This window comes from Halomonas sp. S3-1-1 (assembly GCF_023757625.1).
GTDB lineage: Bacteria > Pseudomonadota > Gammaproteobacteria > Pseudomonadales > Halomonadaceae > Vreelandella.
On the sequence record NZ_JALGBZ010000006.1, the window covers coordinates 128,239 to 148,719 of the forward strand.

Genomic DNA, 20,481 nt, shown 5'->3' on the forward strand with positions numbered 1-20,481 from the left:
GTCGATAAGGCCGGGACGCGGGTGCCTTTTCGGTGATAGCATTTCTCCGCACCTGGCCCGCCGTTTGCCGACCCGCTTGCCGCGGCCTGTTAATGATCGAGGATTGCATGACCCCGTCCGGCCTGCTCAATCGTCTGACCTTTCGCCAACTCCAGGTGTTTCAGGCGGTCTATCAAAAGCGCTCCTACTCCCGCGCCGCCGAACAGCTCGGCCTGACGCAGCCGGCGGTGAGCGCCCAAATTCGCCAGCTCGAACACGCCCTAAAAGCGCCGCTTTTCAACTATGCGGGCAAAACACTCTACGCGCTGCCCGCCGCGGACACGCTGGCGATTTCTACCCGGGAAATCATCGGCCAGTTGGCCAGGCTTTCGATGAACCTGTCGGATCTCGATGGACGCATCAAGGGCGAGCTCAACCTCGCTGCCGTTTCGTCGGCCCAGTACGTGGTGCCCTACCTGCTGGCGCGCTTTCGCGCCCAGTACCCGGATATCAACGTGCGCTTGAAGGTGTGCAATCGAAGCCAGGCGCTCGAACGTCTGGCCGAGCAGCGCGACGATCTGGTGATCATGGCGATGGTGCCGCAAAACGACGCGCTCTCGGTGACCCCGCTGTTGGAAAACGAGCTGATTCCAGTGGTATGGCCGGATCACCCGCTATTGACCATGGCCTCGCCTACCCTTGCCGACTTTGCGCGCCACTACATCCTGATGCGAGAGCCCGGCTCCGGCGTGCGCAACGCCTTCGAGCAGCTTGCAGCCGACCAGGAAGTCGGCCTTGCCCACCGAATCGAGCTTGGCTCCAACGAGGCCATCAAACAGGGCGTCATGGCGCACCTGGGCGTGGCGGTGCTTCCGCGACTGGCGGTCAAGCTCGAGCTTGAGCACCACCTGCTGGCGAGCCCGCAGCTTCCCGCTTTTCCAATTCGTCGGGCCTGGTGCGCGGTCCACCGGCGCGATCAGTTTCTGACCCCGGTTGCGGAGCTTTTTTTGCGCTTCACTAAAGAGCACCTCGGCGAATACCGCTGCTATTTTCAGGCCCGCGTCACCCCGCTGCCGGGCCACGCGGTGTCGTGCCTGCCCGTTGAAAGCCCCCAGTGATCGGCGCCATCGCTGTTTTGACCCTCGCCAAATATGTTACATTAGCGCTACTACCTACGTCGTATCGCGCCAATTCGGCCGACGGCGTAGAGACCGCACTTTAAGGAGTGTCTTTCAAAAAGCGCCGGGTGGCTCAGAGCCGGTTGATCGACCGGTCGTTCGCGCTTTTCAAACCCGCTCCTTGATTTAGCCCGTTGCACAGTAGAGAGGCGCTTTTTATGAGCAACACCCCCACACAGCGTGTGTCCAGCGGCCAAAAGTATCGTAACGAGCACGGCACCTCCGCCATCAAGGATGGCATGAAGGTTCGCCGCGAAGAGCCTCAGTCGCCATCGCTCGAACGCAAGCCCAAGTGGCTGCGTGCCCAGATTCCCGGCGGCGAGCGTTTCGAGGCGGTGAAAAAGAACGTCTCCACCCACCGTTTGAGCACGGTTTGCGCCGAATCTCACTGCCCCAACATGGGCGAATGCTGGAGCAACGGAACCGCCACTATCATGCTGATGGGTTCGGTGTGCACTCGCGCGTGCCGCTTCTGCGCTGTAGATACCGGCAACCCACACGGATGGCTCGATCATGAAGAGCCCGATAACACTGCCAAGTCCGTCGAGCTGATGGCGCTACGCTACATCGTGCTGACGTCTGTCGACCGGGACGATCTGGACGACGGCGGCGCCGCTCACTACTCAAGCTGCATTCAGGCCATCAAGGCACGCACCCCGGAAGTAGTGGTAGAGGCGCTGACGCCGGACTTCGACGGCCGGCTCGATGCCATCGAGCGCGTGGTCGATTCAGGGCTCGAGGTCTTTGCCCAGAACGTTGAAACCGTGGAGCGGTTGACCTCTCGCGTGCGCGACCCGCGCGCCGGCTACCGCAAAACGCTAGACGTGTTGGCGCATGCCAAAAAGCACCGCCCGGACGTGATCACAAAAACGAGCCTGATGCTGGGCCTTGGCGAAACCGACGAAGAGATCCTGCAGACCTTCGATGACCTGCGCGAGATCGGTGTCGATATCGTCACGCTCGGTCAGTACCTGCGCCCGACGAAGAACCACCTGCCGGTGGAGCGCTGGGTAACCCCGGAAGAGTTCGACCGCTACCGTGTGCTGGGTCTGGAAAAAGGCTTCATGGAAGTTCCCTCCGGGCCGCTGGTACGCTCGAGCTACCGCGCCGATAAGGTGTTTGAAAAGAATAACCTGGGCCTGGCCGCCCCTGCCGCCGTACCGGGCCAGCAGGAAGATGAAAACCGCATTCCGGCGTTCAACGTCGGCTGATACGGCTTTCAAGCGCCTAGTAAAAAGCGCCTGCCCTTTGCGGGGCAGGCGCTTTTTTTATGCGACATCAATTTATATGACATCGTTTTATTTAACGTCGATACGTTGTCGCTGACGTTGACCGTTTTCGCTAAAGCGTTTTGGTCTGGAGCGGCCCGAGCGAGCGTTTGAGCATTGCGGCAAGCGCCTGGGCGAGCTTCTCGCCCACTGCGTCAGGACTTGGGCAATCGTCTGAAGGCTCCAGCAAATCCTGTAGGCGTGTGACCGCCATGCCGGCGTAGCCGCACGGGTTGATGCGCGCAAAGGGCGCAAGGTCGGCACTGACGTTGAGCGCCAGGCCGTGGTAACTGGCGCCGCGTCGAATACGAAGTCCGAGCGAGGCGATCTTGGCCTCACCCAACGGCGTTGCCACGTAGACGCCGGGGGCGTCCGGCCTTGCTCGGGCGCTGATGCCAAAGCCTTCGAGCACCTCGATGACCGCATTCTCCAGCGCGCTCACCAGATCGCGCACGCCGATTTTAGCGCGGCGGACGTCCAGAAGCGGGTAGAGCACCACTTGGCCCGGGCCGTGATAAGTCACCTGCCCGCCCCGGTCGGTTTGCACGACGGGAATATCCCCGGGCATCAACAAATGCTCCGGCTTGCCGGCCTGGCCCTGGGTGAACACCGGGTCGTGCTCGACGAGCCAGAACTGATCCGGCGTCGTATCACCCCGGTCGTCGGTCAGCGCGCGCATCGCCTGCCAAACAGGCTCATAGGGCTGACGGCCAAGCCGGTAGAGCTCGATGGGCGCGGCATCCGCCATAAAAGGCTCATTCGCTGCGCGAGCATTCATTACACGACCATGTGCACGCGGCCGGTCGCCTTGAGCTCTTCGAACAGCGCAGAGAGCTGCTGCTCGCCGGTGGCGCGAATGGATACCCGCACCGACTGAAAGCGCCCGTTGCGGCTATCGATCACCTGCATGGCGCTGGCATCGAACTCGGGGTCGTACTTCACCAGTATCTGGCAGACGCTGGCGGCGAAGTCTTCCGCGGCGTCGCCCACGACCTTGAGCGGATAGTCACAGGGAAACGTGATTTTGGGGGGCTCGCTGGGCTCCTGCGTACGCAGGTCGCGAAACCCGTTGTTTGCACCCTTTTTCATGGCTTGCCTTTGGTTGCAAAATTAGCTTCAAAATGGCGCGCGCCTTGTGGGCGCGCGGTGATACCAAAACGCTTAGTCGGTGAAGCGGCTGATCAGGCCGCTGAAAAAGCGCTGTACCTGGTCGAACATGCGCTTGAAAAACCCGCCCTCTTCCACGCTTTCTAGCGCGCTCAGTTGGCGCTCACCCACCATCTCTTCACCCAGGTAGACTTCCAGCGTACCGACGTTGTCACCTACGGCGACCGGGGCCTGGAGGTCTTCGTCCAGGTTCAGGCGTGCGCGCAGCTCTTCGTTGCGATTGCGTGGCAGCGTCATGAAGACCTCGCCATCCACACCGACGCGCAGCTCGTTAATATCGCCGCCCCACACACGCGGGGTGGCCAGGACCGCGCCGCGCTCGTAGAGCTTCATGGTTTCATAAAAACGAAATCCGTAGCTTAGAAGCTTCTGGGTTTCCTGAGCGCGAGCCTCTTCGGAGTTGGTGCCCATGACCACCGAAATCAAGCGCATGTCGTCACGCTTGGCCGAGGAGACCAAACAATATCCGGCATCGTTGGTCCAGCCAGTTTTCAGACCATCGACGGTCGGGTCGCGCCACAGCAACCGGTTACGGTTGGGCTGGTCGATACCGCCGTAGGAGAAGCTTCTCTGCGAGTAAATCTGGTAGTGCTCGGGGTAGTCATTGATGATGTGCTGAGTCAAAAGCGCCAGGTCATGGGCCGACGAGTAGTGGTTGTCGTGGGGCAGGCCCGTGGCATTTTCGAAATGGGTATTGCGCATGCCGAGCCGGTCGGCGTGCTGGTTCATCAAATCGGCAAACGGCGCTTCGCCGCCGGCCAGGTGCTCGGCCATGGCCACGCTTGCATCGTTACCCGAGACGATGACGATACCGTGAAGCAGGTCCTCTACCGATACCTGGTCGCCTACTTCGATGAACATCTTGGAACCGCCGGTACGCCAAGCGTTTTCACTGATGTTGACCATATCGCTCATGTTAATGGTGCCGCGGTCGAGCTCGCGCTCCACCATGTAGGCGGTCATCAGCTTGGTGATACTCGCCGGCGGCAGGCGCTCGTCGGCGTTGTGCTCGACCAGTATGCGACCGCTATCGGCATCCATCAAAATCCAGGAGCTGGCGGCAAGCTGCGGCGCCGCGGGGATGATGGTCTGGGGCTGGGGAATTACCTGGGCCGTGGCGGGCAGAACCACTGCGGTCACCGTTGCAATCAGGCAAAGACGAGCGGTACGGCGAAACGCATTGAAAATAGTCATTACTCACTTCTCACTTGCATCAATAAAGCGTCAAAAAAACGAAAGGTATCGGTAACCACCGATTATCTCACAACGAAAACCTGAGAGAAGCCCGCCTGCCCCAGCGCCGCCCGGGCCTGCTGCTCCTGATTCGGCGACATGGGGCCGACCTGTACGCGATGCACGTTGGCATCGCTTTGCACTCGCACCGAGTGCAAAAGCTCGCCGCCCAAGCGCTGCTGGAGCTCGTGGGCGCTCTCTTCGTTACCCAGCGCGGCGATTTGCAGGTAGATTTCATCACCGCCGGCCGCAGGTTCAGCGCGAGCCGGCGCGGCGGCCGGTGCCGGTACAGACGCTACGGCGGGCGCCCGCGACGGCGCGGGGGCAGGTGCCCGCGAAGACGTGGCGGCGGGCGCAGGCTTATCCCCGCCGCCGCGATTGGCCAGCCACTGCTGCGGGTCGATCGCCTCAACGCGTACCCGTCCGGTTCCGTTGTCCAGAATACCCAAGCGCGCCGCCGCGGCGTAGGAAAGATCGATTTCTCGGTCGCTGTGGAACGGGCCGCGGTCGTTGACCCGCACAATGACCGAATTGCCGCTATCGAGGCTGGTGATTCGGGCAAAGGTCGGCAGCGGCAAAGAGCGATGCGCCGCCGACATCTTGTACATGTCGTAGATTTCACCGTTGGAGGTGGCGTAGCCGTGGAATTTCTCGCCGTACCAGGACGCGGTGCCCTGATTGGTATAGCCCGAAGCGCTCGGCAGCACGTGGTAGGTTTCGCCCCACACCTGGTAGGTCGAGCGGTTGCCCGCCCGGGAGGGCTCCTCGATGCGAGGCTGAGCATCCGGCACCTGGCTGACATCCGGCGGCTCGATCGGGTAGGCATCACCGCTCATGGCGTAGCGCTCGCCGCTACCACTTGGGGCACTCGCCGCGGCCGGCGCCGCCTCACGAGGCGGGTGGTTGGCGTTGACCGTGGTTGGCGCGTTTTGGCTCGCGCACCCGGTCACGAGCGTCAAAAGCGCCGCACCCGCGCCGAGCACGCGCGCCTGTTTGAACAGTTGTATCATTGCTGGCCCTCAAGCGTGTCGGCAATGGCCCCGGCGAGCTCGACCACCGCCATCGCGTAAAGGTGGCTGTGGTTGTAGCGGGTGATCACGTAAAAGTTGTATTCGCCGATGCCGTAACGGGTCTCACCATCGGCGAGCTTCAGCGCCAGCGGCACGATCTCGAGTGACGGATCAAGCTCGTCGTCGCTTACAAGACCTGCCTCGGCGGCTTCGCGAACCGTTACGCTCGGCGTACTGGTTTGATTGAACGAAAGCGCTTGCTCGGCGGCCTCGCTGCCCGTTGCCTCGTGGTAGATCGGCGCATTTGGCTGCCAGCGGTGCTCGGCAAAATAGTTGGCGACACTGCCAATCGCATCGACCGGATTTTCCCACAAATCGCGGCGCCCATCACCATCGAAGTCGACCGCGTAGGCCTGGTAGCTGGTGGGAATGAACTGCGGGTAGCCCATCGCCCCGGCGTAAGAGCCCAGCACGCTTTCCGGCGCGACCTCCTGCTCGTGGGTGATGGCCAAAAAAGCCGCCAGTTCGCCACGGAAAAAGCGCCCGCGCGACGGGTGGTAGAAGGCGAGCGTGGCGAGCGAGTCGAGCACGCGGTGATCGCCTTTGTAGCGCCCGTAATAGGTTTCCACCCCGATGATCGCAGCGATCACCTCGGCCGGCACCCCATAAAGCTCCTCGGCGCGATCGAAAGCGTCCTGATGGGTGCTGATGAACTCAGCGCCCTGCTCGACCCGCTCGTCACTCATGAAGATATCGCGGTACTCGTGCCACTCGAGCCGGCGCTCGGCAGCGCCCTCCATGGCGTCGAGCACCTCCTGGCTGAAGGTGGCCTCATCAAGTGCCTGGTCGAGCCATGCCCGAGGGATGCCTTGGCCTGAAAGCTCGTCGATCAGCTCCGCAGTCGCTTGATGCTGATCGGGGTCGAAAGCGTTCTCCGGCTCGCCCCACGCCGGTAAGGCGCCAGACATCGCCACCGCCAATACAATGCCGCCAACGCTTTTTCGGGTCCTGCCCATTCCCCACACTCCTTTGTCAAAAAACCGCGCCACCGCCGGTCAAGCACTAACGCGACAGCAGCCGCCGATGGGCGTGAATCGACATGAGAATACCGAAGCCAGCCAGCAAGGTCACGCTCGATGTACCGCCGTAGCTCACCAGCGGCAGCGGCACGCCCACCACGGGCAGAATACCGCTAACCATGCCGACATTGACGAAGACATAGATGAAAAACGTCAAAATGATGCTGCCGGCAAACAGTCGCCCGAAGGTCGCCTGGGAGCCGGCGGCGAGCCACAGTCCGCGGCTAATGATCAGCGTATAGAGCACGAGCAGCACCGTCATGCCGACCAGACCGAACTCCTCGCCCAGCACTGCGATAATGAAATCGGTGTGACGCTCGGGTAGAAACTCGAGCTGCGACTGGGTGCCTTCGAGCCAGCCCTTGCCCCAGATGCCGCCGCTACCGATCGCCGTGGTGGACTGAATGATGTTCCAGCCCGACCCAAGCGGGTCACTGTCCGGGTCGAGGAACGTCAGCACGCGCTGACGCTGATAGTTGTGCATGTTCATCCACAAAAGGGGCAGCGCCGCACCCGCCAGCGCCGCGAAAAACGCGATCAGCCGCCAGGAAAGCCCTGCCAGCAGCACGACCAGCACCGCAGCGCTTGCGATCAAAAGCGACGTGCCCAAATCCGGCTGAATCGCGGTCAGCACCACCGGCACACCGATGATGATGGCGCACACCACCAGATCGCGAAGCCTGGGCGGCAGCTGACAGCGGTTCAAATAGGCAGACACCATCAGGGGCACCGCCAGCTTCATCATTTCAGAGGGTTGAAAGCGGATCACGCCGGGAATCTCGAGCCAGCGCTTGGCACCCATGCCGATATCGCCAACGATTTCGACCGCCACCAGCATGGCAAGCCCTACGCCATAGGCCAGCGGCGCCCAGCGTAGAAAGGTGGTCGGGCTGAGCTGGGCCAGCGTGAACATCACCACCAGCGCCAGCCCAAAACGCGTCGCCTGGGCGATAACGACCTCGATACGCTGACCCGAGGCGCTGTAGAGCACTATCAGCCCGCTGGCCATCAGCACCAGCAGCATGGCCAGAAGCCAAGGGTCCAGGTGCAGTCGCTCCCAGATACTCTTGCGCCGGGCGATGCCGCTGTCCGGTGGACGAACCGGGTGGCGGCGAAAGCTTCGCGGTAGCGGCCAGGTGATCATCAGTTACCCTCCACGCCGGTGCTTTCGTCGTTCATTTCATCGAGTATTTCCTCGGCCTCCGGGGCCTGGTCGCGTAAAAGCCAGGCATCGGTCATGGCCCGAGCCAGGTGCGCGGCATGAGTACTGCCGCCACCGGCGTTCTCGACGATCACCGATACCGCAATCTGGGGGTCCTCGATCGGTGCGAAGGCCATGAACAGGGCGTGATCGCGCAGACGCTCTTCGAGCTGGTCGGCGTTATAGCGTTGATCCTGCCCCAGAGAAAAGACCTGAGCGGTGCCGGACTTGCCCCCCATGCGATACTCGAGTCCCGCCCCGGTGCGCCGCGCGGTCCCTTCGCTACCGGAAAGCACTTTCTCCATGCCGCTGAAGACCCGATCCCACCAGCCGTCGTTGCTCAGCTGAATGTCGTCCAGCGTATCCGGCAAGACCTCGGGCAAGGGTTCACCGCCAATGCGCCGCGCCAGATGAGGTTTGACCCAATGGCCGCGGTTGGCAAGCGTGGCGGTGGCGCTGGCAAGCTGCAGCGGCGTGATCTGTAGATACCCCTGCCCAATGCCCACCGACAGCGTCTCACCGGGGTACCAGGCCTGATTGAAGCGCTCCCGTTTCCACTCCCGCGACGGTAAAAGCCCGGTGCTTTCGCCCTGAACATCAAAGGCCACGCGCTGGCCAAAGCCAAAATTACTGAGCTGTTCGTGGATGTTATCGATGCCCAAATCGTGGGCCAGGGAGTAGAAGTAGGTATTGTTGGAGACCGCCAGCGCGCGCTCGAGATTGACCCGGCCGTGCCCCCAACGCAACCAGTTGCGGTAGCGGCGCGAGTCGTTAGGCAGTTGGTAGTAGCCCGGATCGTTGATCGTAGTGTCTGGCGTGATCGCGCCCTCGATCAGCCCTGCCAGCGCCATGAACGGCTTGATCGTTGAGCCCGCCGGATAGTGACCGCGAATGGCGCGATTGAAAAGCGGAAGGTCGATGTCCTCCTGTAGCCCCCGATAAGAGGCCACGTCGATGCCGGTGACGAACTGATTGGTATCGAAGCCCGGCGTCGAGACCATGGCGAGAATTTCGCCAGTGGCGGGCATGATTGCAACGATCGAGCCGCGGCGGCCATCCATGAGCTCGTAGGCGAGCGCCTGCATCGACTTGTCGAGAGTGAGCGTTAGGTTCTGCCCCGGCACCGGGTCGGTGCGCCCCAGCTCTCGAAGCACCCGCCCTCGGGCGTTGGTCTCCACCTTGCGAAAGCCGGCCTCGCCGTGCAGCTCTTCTTCGTAGAAACGCTCGACCCCAGTTTTGCCGATAAAGTGCGTGCCGGCGTAGCGACCGGTGTCCAGCTCCTTGAGCTCGTCGGCGTTAATGCGCCCAACATACCCCAGCGCGTGGGACATGATCTCGGAATCCGGGTAGTAGCGCAAAAGCTGAGCCTCGACCTCGACACCGGGCAGGCGGTGGCGGTTGACCGCGAGCCGGGCGATCTGATCCTCGCTCAAATCAGACATCAACAGCGCCGGCTGGAAGGGGCGCTGGCGCTGGCGCGAGCGCACGTTAAAGGCCTCTATTTCTTCCTCGGGTAGCTCGAGAAGCTCGACTAAAAGCGCCAGCGTCTCGTCGAGATCATCGACGCGCTCGCGCACTAACGTCAGGTTGTAGGTCGGGCGGTTTTCCGCCAGCAGAACGCCGTTGCGGTCGAAAATCAGCCCTCGCGTGGGCGGCAAAGGCTCGACGCGCACGCGGTTTTTTTCCGAGCGGGTGGTGTAAAGGTCGTGCTGCACGATTTGCAGATAGGCGAGACGGCCGGTCAACACCCCGGTCAGTATCAGCACGAATACGATCGCCAAAAGCGACCTGACCCGGAAAATGCGAAGTTCCTGTTCGGCGTTTTTTAGCGTGTCTCGGCGCTTGCGCATAGCAGCAGGCAACTCTTGAAACTGGCACGAGCCGACGCGGGCGTGGGATGCCCGGCCGTGCGCCTAGCGGTGGTAAGGATGACCGATGAGCAGCGTCCACGCGCGGTAGAGCTGCTCGGCAAGCATGACCCGCACCAGCGGATGTGGAAGCGTCAGCCCCGAAAGCGACCAGCGCTGATGAGCAAGCGCAGACACCGAGGGCTCCAGGCCATCCGGCCCGCCGACCAGCAGCGCAATGTCACGCCCTTCCATGCGCCACTGCCCCACTTCCTTCGCAAGCTGCTCGGTGCTGATACGCTTGCCGTCGACTTCGAGCGCCACGACCAGCTCATCCCCGCGAAGTTTTTCGCGGATGCGCTGACCTTCTTGCGCCCGGGCGCGAGCGACGTCGGCGTTCTTACCCCTGGGGCCCAGCGCGATCTCCTCGATTTCGAGACTAAACTCCCGCGGCAGGCGCTTACGGTAGGTGTCGACACCCTCTTCGACCCAGCCGGGCATCTTGGTGCCCACGGCGAGAAGACGCACTTTCATGAATCGATGCTCACTTCAATTAGCCACTTACGACATCGTGATGCGCTGGTCCGGCTTTTGCAGCGTTTCGTTAATCATCTCGTCACCGCCGCCGTCGCTCGGCAGATCCGCCCAGAGGCGCTCGAGATCGTAAAGCGCGCGAGCTTCGGGCAGCATGACGTGAACCAACACGTCGCCTAGATCGACCAGTACCCAGTCGGCGTTATCGCCGCCTTCAACGCCCTGAGGCTTGAGCCCAGCGGCTTTAGCCTTTTCGACTACGTTTTGCGCCAGTGCGGAAACGTGGCGGGTCGATGTGCCGCTGGCGATCAACATCAGGTCGGTAACCTGAGTCAACTGCGACACGTCGAGCTGGGTGATATCGCGCGCCTTAAGCTCTTCCAACGCGTCGATCGCCAGGGTTTTCAGTGTATCGATTTGCATGACTCCTCGAATGTCCTCGTGTGGTGGTCAACAAATAGCGGGCCATTGTAACGGCTTCTATACCGACTACCAGCGCTATTAGCGACTTTGATAGAGCCCGCGGGCAAAAATCTGCGTCTCGACGGCCTCGGGCAGCAGATAACGCACGCTTTTGCCTTTTGCCAAACGCGCACGAACCTCGGTGGCGGAAATCGCCATACGCGAGGCAAGCTCGAGAAACAAAAAGCGCCCAAACGGGCGCTCCATCAGATCAGCCACCGTATCGACTGCGCGATGGCCCACCAGTTCCGCAAGCGCCGGCGGCAACGCGTCGCTATAGCCTGGCCGCGCGATCACCACCAAGTGGGCCAGCTCGAAAATCGCCTCGGGCTGGTGCCACTGGGTCAGGCGTAAGAAGGTGTCGAAGCCAATCACCATACTAAGCCGCGCCTGGTCGCCATACTCGAGTCGAAGCTCTTTGAGCGTTTCGACGCTGTAGGACGGGCCGTCGCGCTTGAGTTCGCGATCATCGGCGATCAGCCCCGGGGTGTCACCGATACCGGCGCGCAGCAGCTCGAAGCGCTCATTAGGTGCGACCTGAGGCGTATCGCGAAGCGGTGGCCGAGGAGCCGCCACCATGTGAAGACGCTCGACACCGAGCGCCTCGCGCACCTCGACCGCGCTCCTTAGATGGCCCAAATGAACCGGGTCGAAGGTGCCGCCGAGCATGGCGACGTTGGCAGGCGCCTGGCTCATTGACGCACCTGGCCCTCGCCCAGCACGACGTATTTTTGCGTGGTCAGGCCTTCGAGGCCGACCGGGCCGCGGGCGTGGAGCTTATCGGTGGAGATACCGATCTCCGCGCCCAACCCGTACTCGAAGCCGTCGGCAAAGCGGGTCGAGGCGTTGACCACCACCGAGCTCGAATCAACCTCGGCCATGAAACGCCGGGCAAGCGAATAGTCTTCGGTGACGATCGCATCGGTGTGCTGCGAGCTGTAGCGTTCGATATGCGCCATGGCCTCGTCGATGCCGTCCACTACGCGCACGGCGAGAATCGGCGCCAGATATTCGGCGGCCCAGTCCTCCTCGGTGGCCTCGAGCGCTTGGGGCAGAAGCGCGCGGGTGCGCTCGCAGCCGCGAAGCTCCACTTCGAACTCAGCGAAGGCTCGGGCGAGCTCCGGCAGCACGATATCGGCGACGGCGGCGTCGACCAGCAGCGTCTCCATGGTGTTGCAGGTACCGTAGCGATGGGTCTTGGCGTTGATCGCGATGGCGAGCGCCTTGGCCGGGTCCGCGGTGGCATCGATATAAACGTGACAAACGCCGTCGAGATGCTTAATGACCGGCACCCGCGCCTCGGCGGAAATACGCGCGATCAGCGATTTGCCGCCGCGGGGGATGATCACATCGACGAACTCGGGCATGGTGATCAGCGCGCCCACCGCGGCTCGGTCGGTGGTGGCGACGATCTGCACGGCACTGGCGGGAAGCCCGGCGCTTGCAAGCCCTGCCTGGAGGCAGGCGTTGAGCGCGGCGTTGGAGGCTTGCGCTTCGGAACCGCCGCGCAGAATGCAGGCGTTGCCGGATTTAAGACACAGACTCGCCGCCTCGATGGTGACGTTGGGGCGCGACTCGAAGATGATGCCGATCACACCGAGCGGCACGCGCATCTTGCCGACCTGGATACCGCTTGGGCGGTAGTTCATCGCACTGATTTCACCCACCGGGTCCGGCAGCGCACAGACCTGCTCGAGGCCTGCGATCATGGCATCGATGCGCGCCTCGGTCAGCGCCAGCCGATCCAAAAGCGCCGCATCCAGACCGTTTTGGCGGCCGCGTTCGAGATCCGCCTGGTTGGCCGCTAAAAGCGCCGGGCGGGCGGCGTCGAGCTCGAAAGCGATGGCGCCGAGCGCCCGGTTTTTGCTGCCGGTATCCGCAGCGCGCAGCGTTTTCGCCGCGGCCCGGGCGCGCAGGCCAAGCTCTTTCATGTAGGCCGGTACGTCACTTTCGGCCAGCGCGGTCAGGGCGTTATCGTGATCAGCGCTTGCAACGCTCATGCTCTCTCCCAGTGTGGTCATCGTGGTGTCCTGCGTAGACTCGCCCTGACGTTGGCAGGTGTTAGCGAGTCGTCCCGTACGCTCGGCCGCTGCCGGCAACGGCGGCGGAAACATCTAATAACATTATCACCCACAAAATAAATAGACTAAACGTTATACTGAGTTTTCGGATTCGAACCACCCGTATGCCTTAGTCGCTGCGTCGTTTTTTCGCATCAGGTCCTCTTCTCAAACCGGATCAGTAGTCAGTTACCATGCAAAACGAGTACAAAGTATGCTTTTTGAGAATCAACCTGCTGCTGGCCGCCGCCGCCCTCGCTTTCTGGTCCTACGGGGCCCCGGTTCCCGCCGCAGTTGCACTTTGGGTCGGCGCGTTCTGGCTTTTGCTCACGGCGACGCTTCTTGACTTCACCCTACGCCGCTCGCGGGATTTAAGCTGGCAGCTTTTAACCATACTCCTGCTGCTGTATCTGATCGTGGCCGACCCAGAGCGCCACGGCATTCTAGTCTGGGTCTGGGCCGCTTTTTTCATGCTCCCGCAAAGCCGCATGATGCTCACCTTCAACGTGTTGGGTACCGCCATTAGCTGGGTACTGGTGGCGCTTGTCACGCCCATGGATCAAGCGCTGCTGCTGCTACTGGCGCTGGGCATTTTATCGCTGTTGGCCTACGCCCAAAGCCGTAAGCTGGTCGACGTGCACGGCTCCAGCGTACGCCAGCGGCTGCGCTTGATACCGGGGCTCAATCTTTGGGCCGGCGAGCAGCTTTTGCGCGACTTGAACCGCGAGCAGATACGCGCCAAACGCGAAAATATTCACGCCGAGGTAATGATCGTTCACGTCAAGCGCCACCAGCTTTGGTCCTGCGCCCAGCGCCTTTGCAATTTAACGTACGACTTTGAGAGCGTTTATCGCCTCGACGGCTCGACGCTTGCGGTACTGCTGCTTTGCGCCGACCGTCAGGACATGGCCGAGCGTCGTTCAAGGCTTTGCAGCGCGCTACCCGGCGACATTCGCTGCCAGTACGTTGTGCTTAGCGAGCTTTCAAGTGACATCACGCTCGAATCGCTCACCCGTCAATCCTTGGCGATTGAAGAGCCTACAGAGTGCTGTCCATGACCCGATACTTTCATCCGCGGGCGCTGATGTCGCTGACCTACGTTGCCTGCCTGCTAATTACCGCCTGCTACACGCTTTGGCTCTACGCCATGGGCTACTACCGCGAACTGATGGTACCGCTGTTTATCACGCTGCTTTTGATAACGGCGGTACTTTTGCACTGTGGCCGCGCTTTTTCGCCCTACGGGCCTCGAGCGATTTTGCTTGCCAGCGCCTATATCGGCGTCTCTTCGGCCTTCCACTTCGGCCTGACACACTCGCTACTTTGGCTGGGCCTTCCGGTGGCGGCAGCGTTCGTGCTGCTCCCGCACTGGAGCGCGCTTTGTTTGAATTTGCTCTATACGCCGCTTTGGTGGCTGATACCGCCGATCGAAAGCGACCTTTTTCCGCTCTCCTTCGGCTACCTGGCGATTATTTTAATGTTCGCGTTGCCTCCCTGGGAACTGTCCCGGCGCCACGCGCTGCTGCGCGCCTCCGATCCTCACGACAACGAATGCGATGCTTACGATATCGATACGCTTAAGGAGCGGCTGGGCAACGAGTTTCAGCGCGCTCGGCTGCTCGACAAGCGGCTGGCGGTCTTGGTGCTCCACCTGCCACAGCTCGACATGGCCGAAGAACAGTTCGGCATTCGCACGAAAAAAGCGCTGCTGGAGGCGCTTTGTAGCGAGGTCAACCGCCGATGCCGCGATCACGATCTGCTGGGCCGCTCGGGCGGCGCGAATTTTTGGCTGGTGCTACCAGACACCAGCGAAAGCGGCGCACTATTGGTGCGCGAGCGCCTCAATCGGGCGCTTTCAAGGCAAGTGCTGATTGAAACCGGCCCGCTCGAGGCGCGAATCGGTGTATGCTTGCCGCGCCCTGACGAGCGCTTCGCGCCTTTCATCCAGCGTCTCGAACGGCTATCGGAAACGCTCTATCGTCATTGATCAACACAGCACCCCGACCATGAATGGAGTCTTTCGTGTCGCTAGCCGAACAGCTGCTGGATCTCTCGCTTTCCCCTTTTACACTGCTGCTTCTGATCTTTTTGATTTCGGCGCTCGAGTCGCTGGCCGTGGTGGGTCTTTTGGTGCCAGGCGTAGTGCTGGTAACTGCAGCCGCCTCCATGGCGGGCCATCAGGGCGTGGATATGCTCGGTCTGCTGCTGGCCGCGTTTTTCGGCGCGGTGGCCGGCGATGGGATCAGCTTCAAGCTCGGCTATGACTACCGCGAACAGATAACGCGGAGGTGGCCGCTGTCCCAGCATCCGGAGTGGCTGGAGCGCGGAGCGCGTTTTTTTGAGCGCTACGGTATCTATTCGGTGTTCATCGGCCGCTTCGTCGGACCGGTACGGCCGATCATTCCGCTGGTTGCCGGCATGATGCGCATGCGCCCGCGCACCTTCGTATGGGCCAACCTAAGCTCGGCGCTGGTATGGGCACCCGCCTACGTACTGCCGGGCTATCTTTTGGGCCACACCTGGCAGCGCTATCTGAAACTGCCGCCTAATATCGAAGCCGCGCTGATGGTCATTGGCGCGATCGTGGTGGTCCTGGCGGTCGTATTTTCTTGGGGGCGCGCCCAATTGGGCCGCCACGGCCGGCTCTACCTTGTGACCGCGCGTTTGGCGCGACGCCTGCCTTTCGCGCGCCGCCCCTGGCTTGCCATGAGCCAGTCCGGCGAAGTTCCACTGGCATCACTTCTGCTGTTGATCATCGCCCTGACCGGCTTCTGCGCCTGGACGCTGTACGTGCTGAAATCCCCGGAGTCGCTAACGCTCGATTTGCAGGCACAGCGACTGTTCGACTGGCTTCGAACCGATTCGCTGCTGTTGGTAAGCTTAGGGCTAGCCAAACTCGGCGACAAGCTCGGCATAGCGGTATTGATAACGCCTTGGGCGCTATGGCTTTTGTTCAAGCGGCGTTTCGACGTACTCGTATGCTGGGCGGGGGCACTTGGCGGCGTGGCGCTGCTCAATACCGTCGGCAAGGCGGTGTTCGGTCGCGCTCGGCCGGACACGCCGGACTACCTGACCGGATCGCTCTCCTACCCAAGCGCCCACACCTCAGGCTTCGTAGTAGTGGTTGGCTTGGCCGCCGCGTTCATCGCTGCCGAGTGTTCGCGCCGCTATCGCCTGTGGGTCTATTGGGGGGCAATCATCATCGTACTGCCCATGGCGCTTTCGCGACTTCTGCTCGGGGTGCACTGGCTGAGCGATCTGATCGGCGGCGCGCTTCTGGGGCTTTGCGTGTGCGCGTTGACCCGGCTGGTATGGCAACACCGCGCGCGCACTCCGCTGTCGCCCTGCCCGTTTACGTCGCTAATGGGACTAACGGCGGTCCTGATCGGTCTGCGTATCGCCTTTTTACCTCCGGTATAGCGAAGGCAAGCCACCTAACCCAGCGCCAGCCATAACCCTACGCCGATCATCAGCGTGCCGGCAATACGGTTCATCAGGCGCACGTTACCGCTTTTACCCAGCGTTTTACGCAGAGTCTTGCCGCCGGTGGCGTACACCAGAAGGCTTGCAAACTCGATGACGAGAATCACCGCGATCAGCGCGGCGAGCTGATGAAAAAGCGCCCGACTGCTGTCGAGAAACGGCGGTAAAAGCGCGACGAAAAACGCCCATCCCTTAGGGTTGGCGATCGCCGTGACGAAGCCCTGGCTTGCAAGCTGAAGACGCCCGGCGGGTAGGCCGGTCTCGATCTCGGAAGGAATGGCCATACGCCCCCGCGAGCGCCACATCATCACGCCAAGGTAGACCAGGTACGCCCCGCCAACCCACTTGAACACGATAAAGAGCGCCGGCTGCTTGAGCATCAGCGCGGCCACGCCGGCGCCCGCCGCCGCGGCCACCAGCCCCACGCCCAAAAGCTCGCCGGCCATCATCCAGAGCGTGCGTTTGACGCCCTGGGTCATGCCCAGCACCATCGAGAGCGTCATGCACATGCCAGGCGTCAGCGATACGAACAAAAAGGTGGGGATGAAGACGGAAAGCGTGGCCCAAGAGAGCATGTGCGTGAATCCTTGAGAAAGTCGAAATGAACAACCGAACCTCAGCGGGGCTTACCTATTCGGGTTCGCCCCAGCGCGCCATCAGGGTATGGGCGATACCGAGCTGGTTGAGAATGCGCGCGACGATAAAATCGATCATCTCTTCGATCGCGCGCGGGCGGTGGTAAAACCCGGGTGCGGCGGGCAGAATCACCGCGCCGAGTCGGCTCAGCGTCAGCATGTGCTCGAGATGAATCGCTGAGAACGGTGTTTCCCGCGGCACCAGCACGAGCGTGCGGCGCTCCTTGAGCGCGACGTCTGCGGCGCGCTCGATCAGGTTGTTGCTCGCCCCGGTGGCGACCGCTGACAGCGTGCCGGTCGAGCAGGGGCAGATCACCATCGCGGACGGCGCCCCGGAGCCCGAGGCGACCGGCGCCATCCAGTCCTCGCGGCCGAAACAGCGAATCTGGCCCTCGGCGGCCCCGCTCAGCGCCGTCAAAGCCTCCTGCAGGCGCTCGGGCTTGGCGGGCAGATCCACGTCGGTTTCGGTCGCGATCACCATATGAGCGGCTTTGGAGATCATTACCCACACCTCGTGGCCGGCCTCGATTAGCACCTCGATCAATCTGAGCCCGTACTGTGCGCCGGAGGCACCGGTGAGCGCCACGCTCACCGGTGCCTTGAAGGCTGTCGCGGTATCTGGCTGCATCGACATTTAGCTCTCCCTGGCGCGAAGCGCGCTTAAAAGCCGTTCGTGAACCCCGGCAAAGCCGCCGTTGGACATCACCACGATGCGATCCTGAGGCAGCGCCTTGGCCACCACGGCGCTTACCAGCGCGTCGATATCATGATAAAGCGCGCCGTGGCCCTGCTCGTCGACCAGCGAGGCCATTGACCAGTCAAGCCCGGCAGGTTCGAACCAGAACACCGCGTCGGCATCGCTGACGCAAGCCTTCAGGCGATCGCGCAGCGCCCCCAACCGCATGGTGTTCGAGCGCGGCTCGATGACCGCCAGAAGCCGCCCCTTGGGCGTGGCGGCTCGCAGGCCCTTCAGAGTCGCAGCAATCGCCGTGGGATGATGGGCGAAGTCATCGATCACCTGGACGCCGCCGATGTCGCCGCGCACCTCCTGGCGGCGGCGCGGCGTTTGAAAACGCGAAAGCGCGGCGCACGCCCGCGGCAAATCCACGCCCAGCTGGCGCGCGCAGGCGAGCGCGGCAAGCGCATTGCAGGCGTTGTGCTCGCCGGTCAGCCCCCACTCCACTACGCCATCATCAGAAGTGTCGCCCTGCTCGAATATGACCTTGAACCGGCTGGCATCCGGCTGCTCCAGCTGGTAGCGCCACGGGCTTTTCGCATCACTCCCAAAAAACACCACCGGCGACCAGGCGCCCATTTCGAGCACGCGCGAAAGCGCCGGCTGGTGATCAGCCACTAGCAGCAAACCCTTGCTCGGCACAATGCGCACCAGGTGATGAAACTGGCGCTCGATCGCGGCCAGGTCCGGAAAAATATCGGCATGGTCGAATTCGAGATTGTTGAGCACCGCGATGTGCGGGCGGTAGTGGACGAACTTGGAGCGCTTGTCGAAAAAGGCGGTATCGTACTCGTCCGCTTCGACCACGAAGGGGCCATCCGGCGCCCCGAGGCGCGCCGAGACGCCGAAATTGCGCGGCACCCCGCCAATCAGAAAGCCTGGCGCCTTGCCCGCGCTGTCCAAAAGCCAGGCAAGCAGACTCGCCGTGGTGGTTTTGCCGTGGGTGCCGGCAACGGCGATGACCTGGCGGCCTGGGAGCACGTAGTCGGCGAGCCACTGCGCGCCGGAAGTGTAGCGCAGCGTCGAATTCAGCAGCGCCTCGACCTCGGGATTACCGCGGGAAAGCGCATTGCCCACCACCACCAGGTCGATATCCGCGTCGAGATTCTCGGCGCGATAACCCTCCATAAGAGCGATACCCGCTTCCTCTAGCTGGGTGCTCATGGGCGGGTAAACGTTGGCATCCGAGCCGCTGACCCGGTGGCCGAGCTCCCGCGCCAACAGCGCCAGGCTACCCATGAAAGTGCCACAGATACCGATAACATGCAGATGCATGGGTCGCTCCCTTACTTGCCGACACCGCGTTTGAAACGGCGCGCATGAAAAACGTAAAAAAATCAGCCGATGAGCCTAGCACGCCTTGGCCGAGCGCTCACCACTGCCGCTGATTAAATCCGCCCGCGATGTGACAACGAAGGCGCTTTGTAGCAGGATTGCCGCTTTATCGACCCACCCTTTCGAGCAGGGCGCCCTGTCGCCCTTGGGAGTACACGATGCGTAGTGTGATTCGCACCTTCTTTCGCGGCGTTCGCTTGGTGATGACGCCGTTTATGCTGGCCCAGGAAAAGCTCTCCACGCCTAAGGGCATGGAGCGCACCCCGGAGGAGCAGGGCCAAGTGGATGAAGCCTGCCGCGAGCTTGCGCTTTACCAGTTTCGTAGCTGCCCGTTTTGTATCAAGGTGCGCAAGGAGATCGCCCGGCTGAACCTTCCCATCGAAACCCGCGACGCCCAGCACGATGCCAATCATCGACAGGCGCTCGAGCAAGGCGGTGGCAAGGTCAAGGTACCGTGCCTTCGCATCGAGCATGGCGACGGCCAGACCGAGTGGCTGTATGAGTCAAGCGACATCAACCGCTGGCTCGAATCGCGCTTTGGCTAGCCCTTAAAACAGTTCTTGAAAGCAGTCCTTGAAAATCGCCCTTGAAACAGGCGTTAAAACGGTCTTCAAAATTCCACTCGCCGTGCGCGCAGCTCAAAGCGCCCGGAAAGCGCGGCGGGCTCGCTTTCACTTTGGCCAGCGGGGGCGCGCTCGAGCTCGAATTCGCCGTCGATGCGGCCGGCAAGCGTGAGCCAGGCGCCATCGCGCTCGGCACGCGCAAGCGTCACCTCGAGCGCGCCGGGGGCCGCGCGGTATACAGGCCCCGTGGTGTCGCTGCTGATGAAGTAAACCGCCTCGGCCTGCTCGAGCGTTAACGTCTCGCCCGTCTCGCTCAGCGATAGCCGCAGCGCCAGCGAGTCGCGGGGGCTCGGGTCGTCGGCGTCGGTAAAGCCCGTGATATCGACCATCAACGCCTGGCGCTGCTCGACGAAACTGGCGCTGACATCGTCGTTTTCACCGTGGAGATACCAGACCATCGGCTCACCGTCGAAGGTGGCGCTGATTGCCGGTATCGGATCGTCGTCTGCCAGCGCGGTCGCCGATAACAGTGCTGCTAACGCGGCGTGCATGGGCGCTCGCCCAAGCGCACCCAAAAGGCGTCGTAAGGATACAAGCGTGCGCGCGATCATGGCCTTCTCCTGTTCTGGCGGGTGATAAATCATACGTTAGTTTTATTTCATGTATAAGGCGCGGTGCGGCCTGGCGCCGGTTCATTCGGCAGATGAATGG

The 20,481-nt window shown here is 62.1% G+C and carries 21 protein-coding genes; 6 read left to right on the forward strand and 15 right to left on the reverse strand.

The window, feature by feature from the left end; all coding sequences use genetic code 11:
* The first annotated feature begins 107 nt into the window (after nt 1-107).
* A complete protein-coding gene (locus tag MQW23_RS16445) occupies nt 108-1,097 on the forward strand; it encodes a LysR family transcriptional regulator (protein WP_252109292.1) in 990 nt (329 codons plus the stop codon).
* 218 nt (nt 1,098-1,315) lie between these two features.
* Nucleotides 1,316-2,368 carry a lipoyl synthase gene (lipA, locus tag MQW23_RS16450; protein ID WP_252109293.1) on the forward strand — a complete coding sequence of 351 codons (1,053 nt, stop codon included), beginning with the start codon at nt 1,316-1,318 and terminating at the stop codon, nt 2,366-2,368.
* A gap of 130 nt (nt 2,369-2,498) precedes the next feature.
* On the opposite strand, the gene lipB is transcribed toward lipA, so the two are convergent.
* The 11 genes from lipB to MQW23_RS16505 all read right to left on the reverse strand — a co-directional run bounded on the left by lipB (nt 2,499) and on the right by MQW23_RS16505 (nt 12,958).
* Entirely contained in the window at nt 2,499-3,173 is a 675-nt protein-coding gene (lipB, locus tag MQW23_RS16455; protein ID WP_252109294.1) for a lipoyl(octanoyl) transferase LipB, read from the reverse strand.
* 29 nt (nt 3,174-3,202) lie between these two features.
* Entirely contained in the window at nt 3,203-3,514 is a 312-nt protein-coding gene (locus MQW23_RS16460) for an HP0495 family protein (protein ID WP_252109295.1), read from the reverse strand.
* 72 nt (nt 3,515-3,586) lie between these two features.
* Nucleotides 3,587-4,786, reverse strand: coding sequence for a D-alanyl-D-alanine carboxypeptidase family protein (locus MQW23_RS16465; protein ID WP_252109296.1), 1,200 nt, complete (start codon nt 4,784-4,786; stop codon nt 3,587-3,589).
* Nucleotides 4,787-4,848: 62 nt separating this feature from the next.
* Entirely contained in the window at nt 4,849-5,835 is a 987-nt protein-coding gene (locus MQW23_RS16470; RefSeq protein WP_252109297.1) for a septal ring lytic transglycosylase RlpA family protein, read from the reverse strand.
* Nucleotides 5,832-6,851 (reverse strand): lytic murein transglycosylase B, encoded by a 1,020-nt coding sequence (gene mltB / locus MQW23_RS16475; protein ID WP_252109298.1) that lies wholly within the window; start codon nt 6,849-6,851, stop codon nt 5,832-5,834. The genes MQW23_RS16470 and mltB overlap by 4 nt, the downstream gene beginning before the upstream one ends.
* A 46-nt stretch (nt 6,852-6,897) precedes the next feature.
* On the reverse strand, nt 6,898-8,058 hold the full coding sequence (gene rodA / locus MQW23_RS16480; protein WP_252109299.1) for a rod shape-determining protein RodA: 1,161 nt from the start codon (nt 8,056-8,058) through the stop codon (nt 6,898-6,900).
* Nucleotides 8,058-9,965 (reverse strand): penicillin-binding protein 2, encoded by a 1,908-nt coding sequence (gene mrdA / locus MQW23_RS16485; protein ID WP_252109300.1) that lies wholly within the window; start codon nt 9,963-9,965, stop codon nt 8,058-8,060. The genes rodA and mrdA overlap by 1 nt, the downstream gene beginning before the upstream one ends.
* A gap of 63 nt (nt 9,966-10,028) precedes the next feature.
* Nucleotides 10,029-10,496, reverse strand: coding sequence for a 23S rRNA (pseudouridine(1915)-N(3))-methyltransferase RlmH (rlmH, locus tag MQW23_RS16490; protein WP_252109301.1), 468 nt, complete (start codon nt 10,494-10,496; stop codon nt 10,029-10,031).
* Between the two features lie 27 nt (nt 10,497-10,523).
* Nucleotides 10,524-10,919: a ribosome silencing factor gene (gene rsfS, locus MQW23_RS16495; RefSeq protein WP_252109302.1), complete on the reverse strand. Its 396-nt coding sequence runs from the start codon at nt 10,917-10,919 to the stop codon at nt 10,524-10,526.
* A 78-nt stretch (nt 10,920-10,997) separates the two neighbouring features.
* Entirely contained in the window at nt 10,998-11,654 is a 657-nt protein-coding gene (gene nadD / locus MQW23_RS16500) for a nicotinate-nucleotide adenylyltransferase (protein ID WP_252109303.1), read from the reverse strand.
* Nucleotides 11,651-12,958, reverse strand: a complete 1,308-nt coding sequence (locus MQW23_RS16505; RefSeq protein ID WP_252109419.1) for a glutamate-5-semialdehyde dehydrogenase — start codon at nt 12,956-12,958, stop codon at nt 11,651-11,653. The genes nadD and MQW23_RS16505 overlap by 4 nt, the downstream gene beginning before the upstream one ends.
* Nucleotides 12,959-13,212: 254 nt before the next feature.
* Here MQW23_RS16505 and MQW23_RS16510 point away from each other — a divergent pair, with 254 nt between their 5' ends.
* Genes MQW23_RS16510 through MQW23_RS16520 form a run of 3 tightly spaced genes read left to right on the forward strand, consistent with a single transcriptional unit; the run spans nt 13,213 to nt 16,438 of the window.
* Nucleotides 13,213-14,076, forward strand: a complete 864-nt coding sequence (locus MQW23_RS16510; protein ID WP_252109304.1) for a hypothetical protein — start codon at nt 13,213-13,215, stop codon at nt 14,074-14,076.
* A complete protein-coding gene (locus MQW23_RS16515) occupies nt 14,073-15,005 on the forward strand; it encodes a GGDEF domain-containing protein (RefSeq protein WP_252109305.1) in 933 nt (310 codons plus the stop codon). The genes MQW23_RS16510 and MQW23_RS16515 overlap by 4 nt, the downstream gene beginning before the upstream one ends.
* A 35-nt stretch (nt 15,006-15,040) precedes the next feature.
* Nucleotides 15,041-16,438 (forward strand): bifunctional DedA family/phosphatase PAP2 family protein, encoded by a 1,398-nt coding sequence (locus tag MQW23_RS16520; protein ID WP_252109306.1) that lies wholly within the window; start codon nt 15,041-15,043, stop codon nt 16,436-16,438.
* A gap of 14 nt (nt 16,439-16,452) precedes the next feature.
* Here MQW23_RS16520 and MQW23_RS16525 read toward each other — a convergent pair whose 3' ends face one another.
* Genes MQW23_RS16525 through mpl form a run of 3 tightly spaced genes read right to left on the reverse strand, consistent with a single transcriptional unit; the run spans nt 16,453 to nt 19,147 of the window.
* Nucleotides 16,453-17,076, reverse strand: a complete 624-nt coding sequence (locus MQW23_RS16525) for a LysE family translocator (protein WP_252109307.1) — start codon at nt 17,074-17,076, stop codon at nt 16,453-16,455.
* Nucleotides 17,077-17,131: 55 nt separating this feature from the next.
* Entirely contained in the window at nt 17,132-17,764 is a 633-nt protein-coding gene (locus MQW23_RS16530) for a flavin prenyltransferase UbiX (RefSeq protein ID WP_252109420.1), read from the reverse strand.
* Between the two features lie 6 nt (nt 17,765-17,770).
* Nucleotides 17,771-19,147 carry a UDP-N-acetylmuramate:L-alanyl-gamma-D-glutamyl-meso-diaminopimelate ligase gene (gene mpl, locus MQW23_RS16535; RefSeq protein ID WP_252109308.1) on the reverse strand — a complete coding sequence of 459 codons (1,377 nt, stop codon included), beginning with the start codon at nt 19,145-19,147 and terminating at the stop codon, nt 17,771-17,773.
* Nucleotides 19,148-19,365: 218 nt separating this feature from the next.
* On the opposite strand from mpl, the gene MQW23_RS16540 reads away from it, so the two are divergent.
* On the forward strand, nt 19,366-19,752 hold the full coding sequence (locus MQW23_RS16540) for a glutaredoxin family protein (protein ID WP_252109309.1): 387 nt from the start codon (nt 19,366-19,368) through the stop codon (nt 19,750-19,752).
* 65 nt (nt 19,753-19,817) lie between these two features.
* On the opposite strand, the gene MQW23_RS16545 is transcribed toward MQW23_RS16540, so the two are convergent.
* A complete protein-coding gene (locus MQW23_RS16545; RefSeq protein ID WP_252109310.1) occupies nt 19,818-20,381 on the reverse strand; it encodes a hypothetical protein in 564 nt (187 codons plus the stop codon).
* Between the last annotated feature and the right edge of the window lie 100 nt (nt 20,382-20,481).